This is a genomic window from Cereibacter johrii, from assembly GCF_001720585.1.
Taxonomy (GTDB): Bacteria; Pseudomonadota; Alphaproteobacteria; order Rhodobacterales; family Rhodobacteraceae; genus Cereibacter_A; species Cereibacter_A johrii.
In genome coordinates, this window is the sequence record NZ_MABH01000054.1 from 1 (window position 1) to 16,260 (window position 16,260).

Below are 16,260 nucleotides of genomic sequence, written 5' to 3' on the forward strand. Positions count from 1 at the left end.
GGTGCGGCAGGCGGGCCTGCCCCGGCTCGCCGACATGGGGCTGGATCCCGCGGACCATGCGGCGGTGGCCGAAGCCTCGCTCGCCTCCTCCTCGATGAAGGGCAATCCGGTGGGCCTTGCGCCCTCCGCGCTCGTGGCGGCGATGCGCGCGGCCTGAGGGCCTCAGTCCGCGGTCTCGCCCAGCGTGTCGGCCACCACCGCGCCGCGCCGGCCCATCGGCTTGTCGGGGCCGACGGTGGTGTCCTGAGCGGTCTGATGCTCCATCTCGGAATTCACCTCGGCGCCCACGATCAGGATCATCACCGCGATCCAGACCCAGAGCAGCAGGCCCACGAGCGCGCCGAGCGAACCGTAGGTGGCGGTATAGTTGGCGAAATTCTCGAGATAGATGGTGAAGGCGATCGAGGCGATCAGCCAGACCAGCGTGGCGATCCCGCTGCCCCATGTCACCCAGCGCCATTCGGGGGCGTTGCGCGAGGGCGCCCAGCGGTAGAGGCCCGCCATGGCCGTGGCCACCAGAAGGAGGAGGAGCGGCCAGCGCACCAGCCAGACCACGGCCGTGGCAACCGACCCCAGATCGAAGACGGCGAGCACCGCAGGCACCACCGCCACGGCCACGATCATCGTGACGGCCAGCACCATCGCGCCCAGCGTCAGGGCGAAGGAGAGCAGCGTCAGCTTCACGAAGGACCGCTTCTCGCGCTCGTCATGGGCGATGTTCATGGCCTCGATCAGCGCCTTCATCCCGGAATTGGCGCTCCAGAAGGCGATGAGGAAGGACAGCACGAAGCTGAAGGTGAGGGACGAGCTCTCGCCGCCCGCCAGCGTGCGCAGCTGTTCGGTGAGCAGATCGAGCCCCTCGGCGGGGATCACGCCCCGGAGCGACTCCGCCTGCTCGGCGATGACGCCGGGATCGGCGAAGAGGCCATAGAGCGAGACGAAGGCCGCGAGCGCCGGAAAGAGCGCCAGCAGGAGGTAGAAGGTGACCCCGGCGGCGACCAGCATCACCCGGTCTTCGTCGATGGACCGCCAGACCCGCAGCGCGATGTCCTTCCATCCCTTGACGGGGATATCGAGCGGCGTCCGGGCCTCGCGGCCGCGGCCGGGATCGTCAGGGGGGGCATCCTGCATGGGTCTCTCCTTCCCCGACCAATTCCCCGGTCGCAGAAGATGTTCCCGAATTCGTGAATCAGGCGCGGGCTCCGCAGCCTGAGAAGACGAGGCCCGCGCCGCACGGGCCCCATAGGCGGGCCCCGCGTGTCAGCCGCAGAGCCGCGCGTGTTCCTGCAGCGCGAAGCGGTCCGTCATGCCCGCGACGTAATCGGCCACGATGCGGGCGAGCGTCGTTTCGTCCGCGGCCGCCTCCACGTCGCGCCGCCATTCCTGCGGCAGAAGCTCGGGGCGCGCCATGAAGAGCGGGAAAAGCTCGTTCACCACCGCCGTGACCTTCGCCCGCTCCTTCATCACCGAGGGCGCGCGATACATCCGGTGAAAGAGGAAACTGCGGATCACCTTCAGCTCCTGATAGAGCGGCTTCGAGAAGCGGATGACCGTGGCGCCCATCTGGCGGATCTCCTCGACCGACTTCGGCTGCGCGGCCTCGAGCCGGCCCTGCGCCACCGCGATCACATCCTCGACCATCCGGCCGAAGACGCGGCGCAGCGCCTCGTGCCGCCGCCGCATCGGCTCCAGCCCGGGATAGAGCGCATCCACCTCCTCGAAGGCGGGGGCGGTGACGGGCAGCTCCATCAGATCCTCTTCGGTGAAGAGGCCCGAGCGGAGCCCGTCGTGCAGATCGTGGTGCGAATAGGCCACGTCGTCGGCGATGGCCGCCACCTGCGCCTCGGCCGAGGCATAGGTATGGAGTTCCAGATCCCACTGGGCATTGGCCTCGGCCAGCGCATAGGGCAAGGGCCCCTCGACCGGGCCGTTGTGCTTGGCGATGCCCTCGAGCGACTCCCAGGTGAGGTTCAGCCCGTCGAACTCGGCGTAATGGCGCTCGAGCCGGGTCACGATCCGCATGGCCTGCGCATTGTGATCGAACCCGCCGTAGGGCTCCATGAGCCGCGCCAGCGCATCCTCGCCGGTATGTCCGAAGGGCGTGTGACCGAGATCGTGGGCAAGCGCGATACATTCCGCCAGATCGGTGTTGAGCCCGAGCACGCCCGAGATGGTGCGCGCGACCTGCGCCACTTCGATCGAATGGGTGAGCCGCGTGCGGTAATAGTCGCCCTCATGCTCGACGAAGACCTGGGTCTTGTGCTTCAGCCTGCGGAAGGCCGAGGAGTGGATGATCCGGTCGCGGTCCCGCTGGAAGGGAGAGCGGAACGTGGACATGCTCTCGGGCTTTTGCCGGCCGCGGCTCTCGCCGGGCTGGCAGGCGAAGGGAGCCAACATCAGTCTGCCTGTTCTTGTGACCTGTTTTGCCCCATCCTATATGGGTGCATGACTGATTTGACACGGGGTTTCTGATGAACCTTCCGCCGCGGGTTACCGACCGGGCCTTTGCCCGCCTTGCCGAGATCGCCGAAGCATCGGGCGAGACGCGCGCGCTGCGCGTCGCGGTCGAGGGCGGAGGCTGCTCGGGCTTTCAATATGAGATCAAGCTCGACGATCCGGGCTCGGACGATCTCGTGCTCGAGAAGGACGGGCAGAAGGTGCTGATCGATCAGGTCTCGCTGCCGTTCCTCGCCAATGCCGAGATCGACTATACCGACGAGCTGATCGGCTCGCGCTTCGTGATCCACAATCCGAACGCGTCGAGTTCCTGCGGCTGCGGCACTTCCTTCTCGATCTGATCCCGAGGCGCCGCGGCGCCCTGTCCCACGGCCCGCGCCCCGGAGCCGACCCTGCGCGCCCCGAGGAGCCCCTGCCCATGAAGATCGCCACCTTCAACATCAACGGCGTCAAGGCGCGCCTCGAGGCGCTGCTGGCCTGGCTGGAAGCGGCGGAGCCCGACGTGGTGCTGCTGCAGGAGATCAAGTCGGTCGACGAGGGCTTCCCCCGCGCCGCCTTCGAGGACAAGGGCTGGCATCTCGAAACGCACGGGCAGAAGGGCTTCAACGGCGTGGCGATCCTGTCGCGGCTGCCGCTCGAGGATGTGGTGCGCGGCCTGCCGGGCGACCCGGAGGATGTGCAGGCGCGCTGGATCGAGGCCACCGTGGTGGGCGAGCGGGCGGTGCGGGTCTGCGGGCTCTACCTGCCCAACGGCAACCCCGCGCCGGGGCCGAAATACGACTACAAGCTCGGCTGGATGGAGCGGATGCGGGCCCGCGCGGCCGAGCTTCTCGCCACCGAGGAGCCCGTGGTGCTCGCGGGGGACTATAACGTGATCCCGCAGGCGGAGGATGCGGCGCGGCCCGAAGTCTGGGTGACGGATGCGCTGTTCCTGCCCGAGAGCCGGGCCGCCTTCCGCCGGATCCTGAACCTCGGCTATACCGAGGCCTTCCGCGCCCGCACCTTCGGGCCGGGACATTACAGTTTCTGGGACTATCAGGCCGGTGCCTGGGAAAGGAACAACGGCATCCGCATCGACCATCTGCTGCTTTCGCCGCAGGCGGCGGACCTGATGACCGATGTCCGCATCGACCGCGAGGTCCGCTCTGGCGAGAAACCCTCGGACCATGTGCCGGTCTGGGTCGAGCTGGCGGCCTGAGCCGCACCGGGCGGCCGTGACGCAACGTCCGGCCGCGGCCTCGTTGACGCAGGGGCGGCCTGCCTTCTAGCCTTCCGGCATGGACAGGCCCCCTTCCCCCGCTCTCGACCGCGTTCGCACAAGCTTCGGCCGTCAGGCGGCGATGGCGCTGATCCGGGCGACGCTGCCGGTGGTGGAACCGGGCCGGACCGAGATCCACCTGCCGCACTGGGACGGGATCGAGCAGCAGCACGGCTTCATCCACGGCGGCGTGGTCGGCATGATCGCGGATTCGGCGGCCGGCTATGCCGCGATGACGCTGGTGCCGGCCGATGCCTCGGTGCTGACGGTGGAATACAAGATGAACCTGATGGCCCCGGCCGAGGGCGAGCGGCTGATCGCGCGGGGCGAGGTGGTGCGGGCGGGCCGCACGCTCATCGTGACCCGCGCCGAGGTGCTGGCCCTGCGCGACGGGTCGGAACGGCCCTGCGCGCTCATGCAGCAGACCATCATGGTGATGCGCGCGCGGCCCGAAAAGCTGGACGCGCCCCCCGTCGCCTAGTTCGCCGCCGTCACGTCGTAGCCGTAGAGCCAGTCGAAGCGGCGCAGCGTCGGCCCCGGCAGCAGGCGCGAGCCGAGGCGCAGGCCCAGATGCGCGATCTCGCGGATCGGGCTGCGCAGGTGATAGGCCCAGGCGTTGTTGTTGGCGGCCTGCACCACGCGGCAGCAGCGCGGCACGCGCCGGGCCTGATAGTCGGCAAGGCCGCCCTTGATGTTGGAGTGCCGCGAGAGACATTCCGCCAGCACCCAGGCATCCTCGAGCGCCATGTTCGCGCCCTGAGCGAGGAAGGGCAGCGTCGGATGGGCGGCATCGCCGAGAATGGCCGCATGGCCGCGATACCATGTATGGGCGACCGGATGGCGGAAGAGCCCCCAGAGCCACACGTCCGGCACCTGCTCGAGCCAGTGGCGCACCCGGCCGTTGAAGCCCGCGAAGGCGAGGCGCAGATCCACCGGATCGTCGCGCAGGTTCCAGCCCTCCTGCACCCAGCGCTTCCGCTCTTCGACGGCCACGATGTTGCGCAGGGTGCCGCCGCGCATGGGATAGCTGACCAGATGGCGGCCCTCGCCCATATGCACCTCGGCCACCACCGGCTCGCCCGGCGTGGCGGGGATCACCGTCCGCCAGGCCACCTGATTGGTGAAGAAGGGCTGCGCCGGCCCGTTCAGCTCGGCCCGCACCAGCGAATGCAGCCCGTCCGCGCCGATGAGCAGGTTCGGGCTGTATTCCGCGCCCTGCGCCGTGACCAGTCGCGGGCGCGGCCCGCCCAGATCCACCGCCTCGATCTTCTGGAGCAGCCGGATCTGCACGCCCGCCTCGCGCGCACCCTGTGCCAGGAGGTCGATCAGATCCGCGCGATGCATCAGGTGGTAGCCCTGCCCGGGCCGGAGCCGCGCCAGATCGAGCTTCAGCACCAGATCGCCGCCGACGCCGTTGCGCAGTTCCACCGCCTGCGCCCGCATCGAGGCCGCCTCGAGCCCATCGCCAAGGCCCAGGGCGCGCAGCACGGCCGCGCCGTTCGGCGAGATCTGGAGCCCCGCGCCCACTTCCCGGATCGCCTCGGCCTGCTCCAGAACCGTGACCTCGGCCCCGCGGAGCGCGAGCGCCCGGGCCACCGCCAGACCGGCGACGCCGGCACCGAGGACGGTGACCTCGGAATCCTTCAGGCTCATCGGGTTCCTCCACATGCGAACGCCGGACCGAACGGGTCCGGCGTCAGTTTTTGCGCCCGGGCGGCCGGAGGGCAAGCCGCGAGGCGCAGATGCGCTTACTCGTCGCGGTGCACGCGCTCGCGGCGCTCGTGGCGTTCCTGCGCCTCGAGCGTCATCGTCGCGATCGGCCGCGCATCCAGACGCTTGAGCGAGATGGGCTCGCCCGTGACTTCGCAATAGCCGTATTCGCCGGCCTCGATCCGCCGCAGCGCGGCGTCGATCTTGGCCACCAGCTTGCGCTGCCGGTCGCGGGTGCGCAGTTCGAGCGCCCGGTCCGTCTCTTCGCTGGCGCGGTCGGCGATGTCGGGGACGTTGCGGCCGGATTCTTGGAGGCCCTCGATGGTCTCGGCGCTCTGATCCAGCAGTTCCTGTTTCCAGTTGAGGAGTTTGCGGCGGAAATACTCCAGCTGCCGCTCATTCATGAAAGGTTCGTTCTCGGCGGGGCGATAATCTTCAGGCAGAAAGATCTCTGCTTTCATGGCTGCTGCTCTCTGTTGCAGGCCGGCAGGCTCCGAAATGTGGTTCACAGTCATCCGGCGCTCCCTTCAATGCGGCTCATCTATCGCAAGAGGGATCCTTTGTCACTAGCCGCGTCGCGGAGCTTGCGACGGATTCAGCCTGTGCTATTCTGCCTCAGCAATTTCCTCCAACCTGACGCAGCGTAAATGAAATTTTCCTCCACCTCGACCTATGTCGCCACCGAGGACCTGACGGTGGCGGTGAATGCGGCCGTGACGCTCCAGCGGCCGCTTCTGGTTAAGGGAGAGCCGGGCACCGGAAAGACGGAGCTCGCGCGTCAGGTGGCGCAATCGCTGGGCCTGCCGCTCATCGAATGGCATGTGAAGAGCACCACGAAGGCGCAGCAGGGCCTTTACGAATATGATGCCGTCAGCCGCCTGCGCGACAGCCAGCTCGGCGAAGAGCGCGTGCACGACGTGCGCAACTACATCCGCAAGGGCAAGCTGTGGCAGGCGTTCGAGGCGCCGGGCCGGGTCGTCCTGCTGATCGACGAGATCGACAAGGCCGACATCGAGTTTCCCAACGATCTGCTGCAGGAGCTCGACCGGATGGAGTTCCACGTCTACGAGACCGGCGAGACCGTGCGGGCGCAGCATCGCCCGGTGGTCATCATCACTTCGAACAACGAGAAGGAGCTGCCGGATGCCTTCCTGCGCCGCTGCTTCTTCCACTACATCCGTTTCCCCGACCTCGAGACGATGCGGGCCATTGTGGGCGTGCATTTCCCCGACCTGAAGGAACAGCTCCTGACCGCCGCGCTCACCCAGTTCTACGAGCTGCGCGAGGTGCCGGGGCTGAAGAAGAAGCCCTCGACCTCCGAGGTGCTCGACTGGCTCAAGCTCCTGCTGGCCGAGGATCTTGCGGCCGAGGATCTCCGACGCGACGGACGCAGCCTGCTGCCGCGGCTGCACGGGGCGCTGCTGAAGAACGAGCAGGACGTGCATCTGTTCGAGCGTCTGGCCTTCATGGCGCGGCGGCCGGGCTGAGACCCGCGCCCCCTCGCCTTCCTCCCATCCGGGATTTCCATGTCCGAAGACCTCGTCCTGCGCCCCATCACCCCCGAGGACGAGGCCGCCTGGCGCCCTGTCTGGCAGGCCTACCTGCGGTTCTACGAGACCGAGCTGCCCGAGGAGGTGCTGGCCTCGACCTTCGCGCGCCTGACGTCGGGCGCGCCATCCGAGCCGCGCGGCCTCCTCGCCTGGCAAGGCGGTGCGGCGGTGGGGCTCGTCCATTATCTCTTCCACCGGCATTGCTGGCGGATCGAGAATGTCTGCTACCTGCAGGATCTGTTCACCCTGCCCGAAGCGCGGGGCCGCGGCGTGGCGACGGCGCTGATCTCCGCCGTCTACCGGGCTGCCGATGCCGAGGGCGCCCCGGCCGTCTACTGGCACACGGCCGAGACCAACGCCCGCGCCCGCGCCGTCTACGACCGGATCGCCCGCAAGTCGCCCTTCATCCGCTACAACCGGGTGCTGTGATGCGGCAGTGGCTGTTCGCGGCGGGCCTGCTCCTGTCGGCCTGCGGCGGCGTCCCCGAAGCCGAGGTCGCGATGGAGCGGCCGCACTGGCTGGTGATCGACCCTCTGCCGGAGATGAAAGTCTTTTCCGACCGCGCGGCGACCCGGCCGCAGCGGCCGAATGCCGAGATCGCGCGCGACTTCCTGGAGTTGACCTTCCAGATGGAGAGCGGCCGCAGGCTCGAGCGGTTCTCGCGGTTCGAGGGGCCGATCACCGTCTCGATGACGGGTCCGGTGCCCGCCACCGCCGAGGCCGATCTGGCGCGTCTGCTGGCCCGGCTGCGGCGCGAGGCCCGGATCGACATCCAGGAGACCGAGGGCCCCGCGGCCATCTCCATCGAATTCGTCGAGCGGCGGCGGATGCAGGCGCTGGTGCCCACCGCCGCCTGTTTCGTCGTGCCGCGCGTGAGCTCGTTCGAGGCCTACCGCCGCGTCCGCCGCGAGGCGCAGGTCGACTGGGCCACGCTGGAAGAGCGGGAGCAGGTGGCCATCTTCATCCCCGCCGACACCAGCCCGCAGGAGGTGCGCGACTGCCTGCACGAGGAGCTGGCCCAGGCGGTCGGCCCGCTCAACGACCTCTACCGGCTGTCCGACAGCGTGTTCAACGACGACAATTTCCACACGGTCCTGACCGGCTTCGACATGCTGATCCTGCGCGCGACCCATGCGCCCGAGCTGCGCTCCGGCATGACGCGCGCCGAGGTTGCGGCCGTGCTGCCGAACCTTCTCGCACGGATCAATCCGAAGGGGGGCCGCGCCACGGCGCCGGCCCCCGAGGACCCGACGCCGCGCCCCTGGATCGAGGCCATCGAAGAGGCGCTCGGCCCCACCGGCAGCGACCGGCGCCGCCACGCGGCCGCGCTGCGAGCCCTGAGCATCGCCCGCGCCGAGGGGTGGCAGGATGCGCGGATGGGCTTCAGCCTCTTCGGCTTCGGCCGCCTCGGGCTCGCCGACGAGTTGGATCTCTCGGTCGCGGCCTTCATCGAGGCGGTGCGGATCTACCTGACCCTGCCCGGCGGCGAGATCCACACCGCGCATATCGACATGCAGATGGCCGCGCTTGCGCTCTCCTCCGGTCAGGCCCCCGAGGCGATCCTGCTCTGCAACCGCGCCATTCCCGTGGCCTCCCGCGCCGAGAATGCGGCGCTGCTCGCCACGCTCCTCATGATCCGCTCCGAGGCGCTGCGCCTCTCGGGCCATGCGGCCGAAGCGCGGGCGTCGCGCCTCGACAGCCTCGCCTGGGCGCGCTATGGCTTCGGCGACGAGGCCGAGGTGCGCAGCCGGATGAGCGAGATCGCCGCTCTCACTCCGAGCCGGCCATCGCTCGCCCTGGCCGTAACGCACGACGGAGACAGCGGATGATCGTTCTGGCCGGCGCCCTTCTCGGAGCCTTCCTCGGCGTGGCCACCGCGCGCCGCCACGGCGGGCAGCGCCTCGACATGGCCCAGTATGGCGCGGCCTTCGCCATCGCCTTCGCGCTGGGGGGCCTGTTCCTGACCATCCTGATCGAGCGGCTGGCCTGATGGCCCGGCGCGGGAGCTGCTGATGTTCCTGCCCTTCTTCGAGACGCTCCGCCGGACCGGGGTGCCGGTCTCGCTCCGGGAATATCTGAGCTTTCTCGAGGGGATGGCCGCGGGCCTCGTGACATGGGACGTCGAGGGTTTCTACCATCTCGCGCGCACGGCCATGGTCAAGGACGAGCGGCATCTCGACCGGTTCGACCGCGCCTTCGCCGAAAGTTTTCGCGGCCTCGAGACGATCACGGCGGACGAGGTGCTGGCCGCGGTGGATCTGCCGCGCGAGTGGCTCGAGAAGCTGGCCGAAAAGCATCTGAGCCCCGAGGAGCGGGCGGAGATCGCGGCCCTCGGCGGCTTCGACAAGCTGATGGAGACGCTGAAGGAGCGCCTCGCCGAGCAGAAGGGCCGCCATCAGGGCGGCAGCAAATGGATCGGCACCGCGGGCACCTCGCCCTTCGGCGCCTACGGCTACAACCCGGAAGGCGTGCGCATCGGTCAGGACGAAAGCCGCCATCGCCGCGCGGTCAAGGTCTGGGACAGGCGCGAGTTCCGCAATCTCGACGATCAGGTCGAGCTCGGCACCCGCAACCTCAAGGTGGCGCTGCGCCGACTGCGCCGCTGGGCGCGCGAGGGGGCGGCGCAGGAGTTCGACCTCGACGGCACGATCCGCGCCACGGCCGAACACGGCTATCTCGACGTGAAGACCCGCCCCGAGCGACACAATGCGGTCAAGGTGCTGCTCTTTCTCGATATCGGCGGATCGATGGACGATCATGTGAAGGTGGTCGAGGAGCTGTTCTCGGCCGCCCGTGCCGAGTTCAAGCATTTCGAGCATTTCTACTTCCACAACTGCCTCTACGAGGGCGTGTGGCGCGACAACCGCCGCCGCTGGGACGAGCAGACGCCGACCGATCAGGTGATCCGCACCTACGGGCCGGATTACAAATGCATCTTCGTGGGCGATGCCTCGATGAGCCCCTACGAGATCCTGCATCCGGGCGGCGCGAACGAGCACTGGAACGCCGAGGCGGGCGAGGTCTGGCTGCGCCGCGCCCGCGCCCAGTGGCCCTCGACGCTCTGGATCAATCCGGTGCCCGAGAAGCACTGGGGCTATACCCAGTCGATCCGCCTGATCCGCGAGATCTTCGAGGACCGCATGGTGCCGATGACGCTGGAGGGGATCACGGCCGGGGTGAAGACCCTGTCGCGCTGATCGCCGGGCCTCGCGCGCCCGACCCGTGACGGGGCCCTTTCCCTGCCCGCCCGCGGCCTCCATATTGGGCCCATGCTCAAGCTGACGCCGCTGCTCCTCGCCATCGCCTACGGGTTTCTCATGTATCAGTTCTCCGCCTGGAGAACGAAGCGGATGCTCGACGCCCAGTCGCGCCCGCTCGACGAGCCCGAGATCCTGGCCCTCGCCGGGCGGATGGCCGCGGCGCTCGACCTGCCTGCCGTGCGGGTGTCGGTCTTCGAGGTGGATCCGGTGAACGGCCTCGCCGCGCCCGACGGGCGGATCTTTCTCACCCGCGGGTTTCTGAAGAAGTATCGCGCGGGCGAGGTGACGGCGGAGGAACTGGCCTCGGTCATCGCGCATGAGCTGGGCCATGTGGCGCTCGGCCATTCGCGGCGCAGGATGATCGACTTCACCGGCCAGAATGCGGTGCTGATGATGCTGGGGGCGGTGCTGAACCGCTTCGTGCCCTTCGCGGGCATCTGGATCGCGCGGCTGCTGACCTCGGCGCTGTCGGCCCGCCTGTCGCGGCGCGACGAGCACGAGGCGGACGCCTATGCCTCGGCGCTCCTGGTCAAGGCGGGGATCGGGACGGAGCCGCAGAAGTCCCTGTTCCGCAAGCTCCACCGCTGGTCGGGCATGAACGGCGCGGCCGTGCCCGCCTGGCTCATGAGCCACCCCGCCACCGACGAGCGCATCCGGCGGATCGAGGAACGCGAGGCACGCTGGATCGAGGGGTGAGCCCGTCCTTCACGAAGCGCGAAGGACAGGCGGCAAGGCTGCGGGCACGTCAGGCCTGCAGCGCCTTGGCGAGCCTCGGCAGCCGGACACGCTTCAGAAGCCCCTTCAGCGCGACCGGCGCGCCCGAGATCGCCTCGGCGCGGGCGCGCACCTCTTCCACCGCCGCGGCCACCGCCTCGGGGTGAAAGGACCAGAGCTCCCACAGGAAGCCGTCGGGGTCGCGCCGGGCCAGCCCTTCGGCACTGAGCGTGCCGCGCGGGAAATCGGCCGCGTTGAAGGTCAGGATCGCATCGGCATGGCCCGCGATCGCCACCGCCAGCACATGGATGTCGGCCTCGTCGGGCAGATGCAGCCGCGCCTCGAGCCCCGGCTGGGGCGGGATCATGGCTGCGGGAAAGGCCGCGCGGAGTGCTGTGCCCTCGCCCCGCGCCTGCACCTCGGCCAAGGGTCCGAGGCGGCGGGTCGCGCGCGCCCATTCCTCGAGGATCCGCTCGGACCAGAGCGGCACGAAGAGCCCGCGCGCCGCGCAACCGAGGAGGATCTCGCGCAGCACGGTCGGGAACAGCACGCAGGCGTCGAGAACGACCCTCACCCGTCGAGCCGGAAGAAGAGCGACTTGAGATAACCGGATTCCGCCAGCTGCGGCAGGATCGGATGGTCCGGCCCGGCGAAGCCCGTATGGATCAGCTGGCCGCGCCGCCCGCCCCGCCCGATGCCGCGCGCCGAGGCATTGCGGAAGGCGGAGAGATCGGCCGCATGCGAGCAGGAGCAGAGGACGAGGAAGCCGCCCGGCTCCACCAGCGGCGCCGCAAGCCGCGCGAGCCGCTCGTAGGCGCGCAGGCCCGCCTCGAGCGCGGGCTTTGCCGGGGCGAAGGCGGGCGGGTCGCAGATCACGAGATCGAAGCGCGCGCCCTCGGCCCCCAGCGCCTCGAGCGCCTGGAACGCATCGGCCTGCCGGGTCTCGAACCGATCGCCGAGACCCGCGAGCTTCGCCCCCGCCTCGGCCAGCGCGAGCGCCGGGCCCGAGGCATCGACCGCAAGCGCCCGCTCGGCTCCGCCCGCGAGGGCCGCGAGGGCAAAGCCGCCCACATGGGTGAAGACATCGAGCACCGAGCCGCCGCGGCCGAGACGCGCGGCAAAGGCATGGTTCGGCCGCTGGTCGTAGAAGAGCCCCGTCTTCTGCCCGCCGGTGAGATCGGCCATGTAGGTCGCGCCGTTCATCGGAACCGGCACCGGCGCGCTGAGGCCGCCGCGCAGCACCACCGTCTCCTCGGCCAGCCCCTCGAGGCCCCGCGCCCGGCCGGTGCCGTTCTTGACCACCGTCGTCACGCCGGTCACCCGCACGAGCGCGGCCTCCAGCGCGGACAGATGCGCCTCGGCCCAGGCCGCATTGGGCTGGATCACCGCCGCCTCGCCGAACCGGTCGATCACGACGCCGGGCAGCCCGTCGGCCTCGGCATGGACCAGCCGGTAGAAGGGCTGGTCGAACAGCCGCTCGCGGAGTGCCAAGGCCCGCGTCAGCCGCTCGGCAAACCAGCCTTCGTCGATGACGGCCTCGGGATCGCGGTCGAGCATCCGCGCGATGATCTTCGAGCTCACATTGACGGTCACGAGGCCCAGGGCGCGCCGCTCGGCATCCTCGAGCACGGCGAGCGTGCCGGGTGTCAGCGCCTGCGTGCGCCGGTCGGTCACGAGTTCGTCGGCATAGACCCAGGGAAAGCCGTGCCGAAGGGCGCGTGCCTCGGCCTTGGGGCGCAGGCGGACGGTGGGTCTGGTCATCGGGAGCTTCCGCTGTTGGGGTCGGCCCCTCCTCTAGCCGCTTCTGCGCGCCGGGAAAAGGCTCGGGGGCCGGAGGTCGCCCCAAAGAAAAAGGGCTCCGTCAGAACGGAGCCCTTCCCATGCTGCGGCAAGAACAGCCTCAGCCGGCCATCCTCGTGCGCTCCTGCCCCGAGGGGCCTGCCTCAGTGGGCGCGCGCCGTTCCGCGTCCGAAGCCCGCGAAGCGCCGGGCGAGGATCGTGCGCAGGGCGGCAAAGCCCTCGCGGATCGCTTCGTTGCGCAGGCGGCGCGCTTCGGCTTCGATCGCCATATGATCGATCACATAGTCTTGCATGTCTTGTCCGTTCGTCCGGGTCATGGAACCACTCCTTCGGTCCAGCCCTCCCCTGCGGCAACACCTAGCCCCTTGCGGCGCCAGGCACATCCTCCCATTGAGAAGATCCGCCATGCGCCAGGCGCAGATCGGGACAGCTGTGCTGACCTATTCACCGCAAGCCTGCCCATTCCTGCGCCGGACCGTGAAGGCAGCCCTTTCCCTTGCTCCCGCTTTGCGCTAGTTAGCGCTAACAAACACCCGATCCCGGAAAGCCGTCCCGGCCGGCCGCGGTTCATGCCGCGCCGCCCTCTTCAGCCATCGAGGCCGCCGCATGACCCTGAACGCCACTGTCGCCCGCGTCACCGACCGTATCCGCGCCCGCTCGGAAGCGAGCCGCAGCGCCTATCTCGAGCGCACGGGACGCGCGGCCGAGGCGGGCCCTGTGCGCGCGCATCTGACCTGCGGCAACCAGGCCCATGCCTATGCGGCGATGGGCGAGGACAAGGAGGCGCTGGCCGCAGGGCGTGCCCCGAACCTCGGGATCGTGACCGCCTACAACGACATGCTCTCGGCCCATCAGCCCTACGAGGATTATCCCAGGCTGATCCGGGCCGCCGCGCGCCGGGCCGGCGCCACGGCACAGGTGGCGGGCGGAGTGCCGGCCATGTGCGACGGGGTCACCCAGGGCCAGCCGGGGATGGAACTGTCGCTCTTCTCGCGCGACGTGATCGCGCTCGCGGCGGGCGTGTCGCTCTCGCACAACTGCTACGATGCGGCGCTCTTTCTCGGCATCTGCGACAAGATCGTTCCGGGCCTCGTGATGGCGGCGGCGACCTTCGGCCATGTGCCTGCGGTCTTCGTGCCGGGCGGTCCCATGACCTCGGGCCTGCCCAACGACGAGAAGTCGCGCGTGCGCAACCAGTTCGCGACCGGCGAGGTGGGCCGCGACGCGCTGATGGCGGCCGAGATGGCCTCCTACCACGGGCCGGGCACCTGCACCTTCTACGGCACCGCCAACACCAACCAGATGCTGATGGAATTCATGGGGCTCCACCTGCCGGGGGCGAGTTTCGTCAATCCGAACACGCCCCTGCGCGAGGCGCTGACGGTGGCCGCGGTCGAGCGCGCCGCGGCCATCACCGCGCTCGGCAACGACTACCGCCCGGTGGCGCAGATCCTCGACGAGCGCGCCTTCGTGAACGGGCTTGTGGGGCTGATGGCGACGGGCGGCTCGACCAACCTCGTGCTGCACCTGCCCGCTATGGCGCGGGCCGCGGGCGTGATCCTCGATCTGGAGGATTTCGCCGACATCTCCGAGGCCGTGCCGCTGATGGCCAAGGTCTATCCGAACGGCATGGCGGACGTGAACCACTTCCATGCCGCGGGCGGTCTGCCCTACATGATCGGCCAGCTCCTCGATGCGGGCCTCCTGCACGAAGAGGTGCAGACGGTCGCGGGCGAAGGCCTGAGCCTCTATCGGCGCGAGCCGGTGCTGACCGAGGAAGGCCTCGTCTGGCGCGACGGGCCGGAGGCATCGCAGAACGACCGCATCCTGCGCCCGGCGACCGACCCGTTCCAGCCCTCGGGCGGGCTGCGCCAGCTTTCGGGCAACCTCGGGCGCGGGGTGATGAAGGTCTCGGCCGTGGCGCCCGACCGCCATGTGATCGAGGCGCCGGCCCGGATCTTCCACGATCAGGAGGCGGTCAAGGCCGCCTTCCGGGCGGGAGAGTTCACCTCGGACACCGTGGTGGTGGTGCGCTTCCAAGGCCCGCGCGCCAACGGGATGCCCGAGTTGCATTCGCTGACGCCGGTGCTTTCGGTGCTGCAGGACCGCGGCCTGCGCGTGGCGCTGGTGACCGATGGGCGCATGTCGGGGGCCTCGGGCAAGGTGCCCTCGGCGATCCATGTCGCGCCCGAGGCCGCCATGGGCGGCCCGCTCGCCCGGCTTCGGGACGGCGATCTCCTGCGGGTGGATGCGACGGCGGGCCGGCTCGATGTTTTGGCCGAAGGCTTCGAGGACCGGGCCCCGGTCGAGGCCGACCTCTCCGCCTCCGCCCACGGCATCGGCCGCGAGCTTTTCGCGGCCTTCCGGGCCACCGTGGGTTCTTCGACCGAAGGCGCGGCCGTGGTCGTCTGACCCCTGCGCCCCGATCCTCTGTCGGAGCCTCCGGCGGGGATATTTTAACCAGAATAAAAGCATAGGGGATCAATCTGCCGGAGCGGTACAGGCGGGGACGCCGATGACCGCCCAGAGTGAAAGCGCCCCGCTTCCCCGGCCCATGCCGCCCGAGGCGGGGCGCCCCCTCCCCCTCTCCTTGCCCTTTCATTCTGGCTCAAATATCCCCGCCGGAGGCTCCTCCGCCTGCTCCCAGAGCCTCCGCCGAAAGGAAGTGACATGACCCCTGCCGAACAAAGCCGCCAAGCCCTCGAGATCTGCCGCCGCGCTGCGGTGGTGCCCGTGCTGGTGATCGAGGATCTCGCCCATGCCCGACCGCTGGCCGAGGCGCTGGTGGCGGGTGGTCTGCCCGCCCTTGAGGTGACGCTGCGCACGCCCGTGGCGCTCGACGCGATCCGCATCATGGCGGAGGTCGAGGGCGGGATCGTGGGCGCGGGCACGCTGCTCACGCCCGCCGATGTGGCGGCGGCGCGGGCTGCGGGCGCGCGCTTCGGCGTCTCGCCGGGCGCCTCGAACCTGCTGCTCGATGCCTGCGAGGCCGAGGGGCTGCCGCTCCTGCCCGGCGCGGCCACTGCGACCGAAGTGATGGCGCTTCTCGAGCGCGGCTACACGATGCAGAAGTTCTTCCCCGCCGAGACCTCGGGCGGCGCCCCAGCCGTGAAAGCGCTGGGCGGGCCGCTGCCGCAGGTGAGCTTCTGCCCCACGGGCGGCATCGGGCTCGGCAATGCGGCGACCTATCTCGGGCTTGCCAATGTCATCTGCGTCGGCGGCAGCTGGGTCGCGCCGAAGGCCATGATGGAGGCGGGCGACTGGGCGGGCATTACCCGGCTCGCCGAGGAAGCGGCCGCCTTGCGCTGACGGCGAGGCGCACCGGCGTGGGTCGGCGGGGCGCGCTGCCCTGCGCGCCCGCCGGTTGACCGGCGCGCTTCAGCGTATCCGATCCTGCAGGAGAACGGCGCACGGTCCGGTGCCACGGACGCAGCTCCGGTGCGCGTGATCCGGCCCGGCACCGTTCCGGCGCATAAGGCGTTCTGTCCGACCGCCCGGGCGGCCTCAGGCT

At 69.7% G+C, this 16,260-nt stretch carries 18 protein-coding genes and 1 pseudogene; 12 read left to right on the forward strand and 7 right to left on the reverse strand.

All coding sequences use genetic code 11. From position 1 onward, the window contains the following. Positions 1-157 (forward strand): annotated as a pseudogene (locus A9O63_RS23280) (iron-containing alcohol dehydrogenase); the annotation flags it as partial. Positions 158-162: 5 nt separating this feature from the next. Here the strand turns inward: A9O63_RS23280 and A9O63_RS03760 are convergent. Both A9O63_RS03760 and A9O63_RS03765 read right to left on the reverse strand, forming a co-directional pair. Next, positions 163-1,131, reverse strand: a complete 969-nt coding sequence (locus A9O63_RS03760) for a YihY/virulence factor BrkB family protein (protein ID WP_069330735.1) — start codon at positions 1,129-1,131, stop codon at positions 163-165. Between the two features lie 129 nt (positions 1,132-1,260). Next, a complete protein-coding gene (locus A9O63_RS03765) occupies positions 1,261-2,397 on the reverse strand; it encodes a deoxyguanosinetriphosphate triphosphohydrolase (RefSeq protein WP_069330736.1) in 1,137 nt (378 codons plus the stop codon). 74 nt (positions 2,398-2,471) lie between these two features. Here A9O63_RS03765 and erpA point away from each other — a divergent pair, with 74 nt between their 5' ends. From erpA to A9O63_RS03780, 3 genes are all read left to right on the forward strand, one after another. Beyond that, positions 2,472-2,798, forward strand: a complete 327-nt coding sequence (erpA, locus tag A9O63_RS03770; protein WP_009566170.1) for an iron-sulfur cluster insertion protein ErpA — start codon at positions 2,472-2,474, stop codon at positions 2,796-2,798. Between the two features lie 77 nt (positions 2,799-2,875). Beyond that, positions 2,876-3,655 carry an exodeoxyribonuclease III gene (gene xth / locus A9O63_RS03775; RefSeq protein ID WP_069330737.1) on the forward strand — a complete coding sequence of 260 codons (780 nt, stop codon included), beginning with the start codon at positions 2,876-2,878 and terminating at the stop codon, positions 3,653-3,655. Between the two features lie 142 nt (positions 3,656-3,797). Beyond that, positions 3,798-4,196, forward strand: coding sequence for a PaaI family thioesterase (locus A9O63_RS03780; RefSeq protein ID WP_205631817.1), 399 nt, complete (start codon positions 3,798-3,800; stop codon positions 4,194-4,196). Here A9O63_RS03780 and A9O63_RS03785 read toward each other — a convergent pair. Together A9O63_RS03785 and dksA are read right to left on the reverse strand one after the other, a co-directional pair. Beyond that, on the reverse strand, positions 4,193-5,368 hold the full coding sequence (locus A9O63_RS03785; protein ID WP_069330739.1) for an FAD-dependent monooxygenase: 1,176 nt from the start codon (positions 5,366-5,368) through the stop codon (positions 4,193-4,195). The two genes, A9O63_RS03780 and A9O63_RS03785, sit on opposite strands and share 4 nt — an antisense overlap. Before the next feature lie 95 nt (positions 5,369-5,463). Continuing rightward, positions 5,464-5,886 carry an RNA polymerase-binding protein DksA gene (gene dksA, locus A9O63_RS03790; RefSeq protein WP_002719804.1) on the reverse strand — a complete coding sequence of 141 codons (423 nt, stop codon included), beginning with the start codon at positions 5,884-5,886 and terminating at the stop codon, positions 5,464-5,466. Between the two features lie 186 nt (positions 5,887-6,072). On the opposite strand from dksA, the gene A9O63_RS03795 reads away from it, so the two are divergent. The 6 genes from A9O63_RS03795 to A9O63_RS03815 all read left to right on the forward strand — a co-directional run bounded on the left by A9O63_RS03795 (position 6,073) and on the right by A9O63_RS03815 (position 10,931). Then, positions 6,073-6,912 (forward strand): AAA family ATPase, encoded by an 840-nt coding sequence (locus A9O63_RS03795; protein ID WP_002719803.1) that lies wholly within the window; start codon positions 6,073-6,075, stop codon positions 6,910-6,912. Between the two features lie 39 nt (positions 6,913-6,951). Continuing rightward, positions 6,952-7,404 carry a GNAT family N-acetyltransferase gene (locus tag A9O63_RS03800; RefSeq protein WP_069330740.1) on the forward strand — a complete coding sequence of 151 codons (453 nt, stop codon included), beginning with the start codon at positions 6,952-6,954 and terminating at the stop codon, positions 7,402-7,404. Beyond that, complete coding sequence (locus tag A9O63_RS03805; RefSeq protein WP_069330741.1) at positions 7,404-8,804, forward strand: DUF2927 domain-containing protein; 1,401 nt, start codon at positions 7,404-7,406, stop codon at positions 8,802-8,804. Before A9O63_RS03800 ends, A9O63_RS03805 begins: the two co-directional genes overlap by 1 nt. After that, entirely contained in the window at positions 8,801-8,965 is a 165-nt protein-coding gene (locus A9O63_RS21790; protein WP_084295581.1) for a hypothetical protein, read from the forward strand. The genes A9O63_RS03805 and A9O63_RS21790 overlap by 4 nt, the downstream gene beginning before the upstream one ends. Before the next feature lie 22 nt (positions 8,966-8,987). Next, positions 8,988-10,172 (forward strand): vWA domain-containing protein, encoded by a 1,185-nt coding sequence (locus A9O63_RS03810; RefSeq protein ID WP_069330742.1) that lies wholly within the window; start codon positions 8,988-8,990, stop codon positions 10,170-10,172. A 72-nt stretch (positions 10,173-10,244) separates the two neighbouring features. Then, on the forward strand, positions 10,245-10,931 hold the full coding sequence (locus A9O63_RS03815) for a M48 family metallopeptidase (RefSeq protein WP_069330743.1): 687 nt from the start codon (positions 10,245-10,247) through the stop codon (positions 10,929-10,931). Positions 10,932-10,980: 49 nt separating this feature from the next. On the opposite strand, the gene A9O63_RS03820 is transcribed toward A9O63_RS03815, so the two are convergent. The 3 genes from A9O63_RS03820 to A9O63_RS21795 all read right to left on the reverse strand — a co-directional run bounded on the left by A9O63_RS03820 (position 10,981) and on the right by A9O63_RS21795 (position 13,066). After that, positions 10,981-11,523, reverse strand: a complete 543-nt coding sequence (locus tag A9O63_RS03820) for an RSP_2648 family PIN domain-containing protein (RefSeq protein ID WP_069330744.1) — start codon at positions 11,521-11,523, stop codon at positions 10,981-10,983. Continuing rightward, the gene (locus A9O63_RS03825; protein WP_069330745.1) at positions 11,520-12,710 is read right to left on the reverse strand and encodes an RSP_2647 family RNA methyltransferase; all 1,191 of its coding nucleotides are present in this window, start codon (positions 12,708-12,710) and stop codon (positions 11,520-11,522) included. Before A9O63_RS03825 ends, A9O63_RS03820 begins: the two co-directional genes overlap by 4 nt. 182 nt (positions 12,711-12,892) lie before the next feature. Next, a complete protein-coding gene (locus tag A9O63_RS21795) occupies positions 12,893-13,066 on the reverse strand; it encodes an RSP_7527 family protein (protein ID WP_002719795.1) in 174 nt (57 codons plus the stop codon). Positions 13,067-13,355: 289 nt separating this feature from the next. On the opposite strand from A9O63_RS21795, the gene edd reads away from it, so the two are divergent. Further along, complete coding sequence (edd, locus tag A9O63_RS03830) at positions 13,356-15,161, forward strand: phosphogluconate dehydratase (protein ID WP_069330746.1); 1,806 nt, start codon at positions 13,356-13,358, stop codon at positions 15,159-15,161. Between the two features lie 258 nt (positions 15,162-15,419). After that, positions 15,420-16,058, forward strand: coding sequence for a bifunctional 4-hydroxy-2-oxoglutarate aldolase/2-dehydro-3-deoxy-phosphogluconate aldolase (gene eda / locus A9O63_RS03835; RefSeq protein WP_069330747.1), 639 nt, complete (start codon positions 15,420-15,422; stop codon positions 16,056-16,058). Positions 16,059-16,260: the final 202 nt, after the last annotated feature.

Excerpts from the sequence above, each read along its gene's own strand:
- A9O63_RS03760 (WP_069330735.1), bottom strand. The coding sequence starts at position 1,131 with ATGCAGGATGCCCCCCCTGACGATCCCGGCCGCGGCCGCGAGGCCCGG.
- A9O63_RS03765 (WP_069330736.1), bottom strand. The coding sequence starts at position 2,397 with ATGTTGGCTCCCTTCGCCTGCCAGCCCGGCGAGAGCCGCGGCCGGCAA.
- erpA (WP_009566170.1), top strand. The coding sequence starts at position 2,472 with ATGAACCTTCCGCCGCGGGTTACCGACCGGGCCTTTGCCCGCCTTGCC.
- xth (WP_069330737.1), top strand. The coding sequence starts at position 2,876 with ATGAAGATCGCCACCTTCAACATCAACGGCGTCAAGGCGCGCCTCGAG.
- A9O63_RS03780 (WP_205631817.1), top strand. The coding sequence starts at position 3,798 with ATGGCGCTGATCCGGGCGACGCTGCCGGTGGTGGAACCGGGCCGGACC.
- A9O63_RS03785 (WP_069330739.1), bottom strand. The coding sequence starts at position 5,368 with ATGAGCCTGAAGGATTCCGAGGTCACCGTCCTCGGTGCCGGCGTCGCC.
- dksA (WP_002719804.1), bottom strand. The coding sequence starts at position 5,886 with ATGAAAGCAGAGATCTTTCTGCCTGAAGATTATCGCCCCGCCGAGAAC.
- A9O63_RS03795 (WP_002719803.1), top strand. The coding sequence starts at position 6,073 with ATGAAATTTTCCTCCACCTCGACCTATGTCGCCACCGAGGACCTGACG.
- A9O63_RS03800 (WP_069330740.1), top strand. The coding sequence starts at position 6,952 with ATGTCCGAAGACCTCGTCCTGCGCCCCATCACCCCCGAGGACGAGGCC.
- A9O63_RS03805 (WP_069330741.1), top strand. The coding sequence starts at position 7,404 with ATGCGGCAGTGGCTGTTCGCGGCGGGCCTGCTCCTGTCGGCCTGCGGC.
- A9O63_RS21790 (WP_084295581.1), top strand. The coding sequence starts at position 8,801 with ATGATCGTTCTGGCCGGCGCCCTTCTCGGAGCCTTCCTCGGCGTGGCC.
- A9O63_RS03810 (WP_069330742.1), top strand. The coding sequence starts at position 8,988 with ATGTTCCTGCCCTTCTTCGAGACGCTCCGCCGGACCGGGGTGCCGGTC.
- A9O63_RS03815 (WP_069330743.1), top strand. The coding sequence starts at position 10,245 with ATGCTCAAGCTGACGCCGCTGCTCCTCGCCATCGCCTACGGGTTTCTC.
- A9O63_RS03825 (WP_069330745.1), bottom strand. The coding sequence starts at position 12,710 with ATGACCAGACCCACCGTCCGCCTGCGCCCCAAGGCCGAGGCACGCGCC.
- A9O63_RS21795 (WP_002719795.1), bottom strand. The coding sequence starts at position 13,066 with ATGACCCGGACGAACGGACAAGACATGCAAGACTATGTGATCGATCAT.
- edd (WP_069330746.1), top strand. The coding sequence starts at position 13,356 with ATGACCCTGAACGCCACTGTCGCCCGCGTCACCGACCGTATCCGCGCC.
- eda (WP_069330747.1), top strand. The coding sequence starts at position 15,420 with ATGACCCCTGCCGAACAAAGCCGCCAAGCCCTCGAGATCTGCCGCCGC.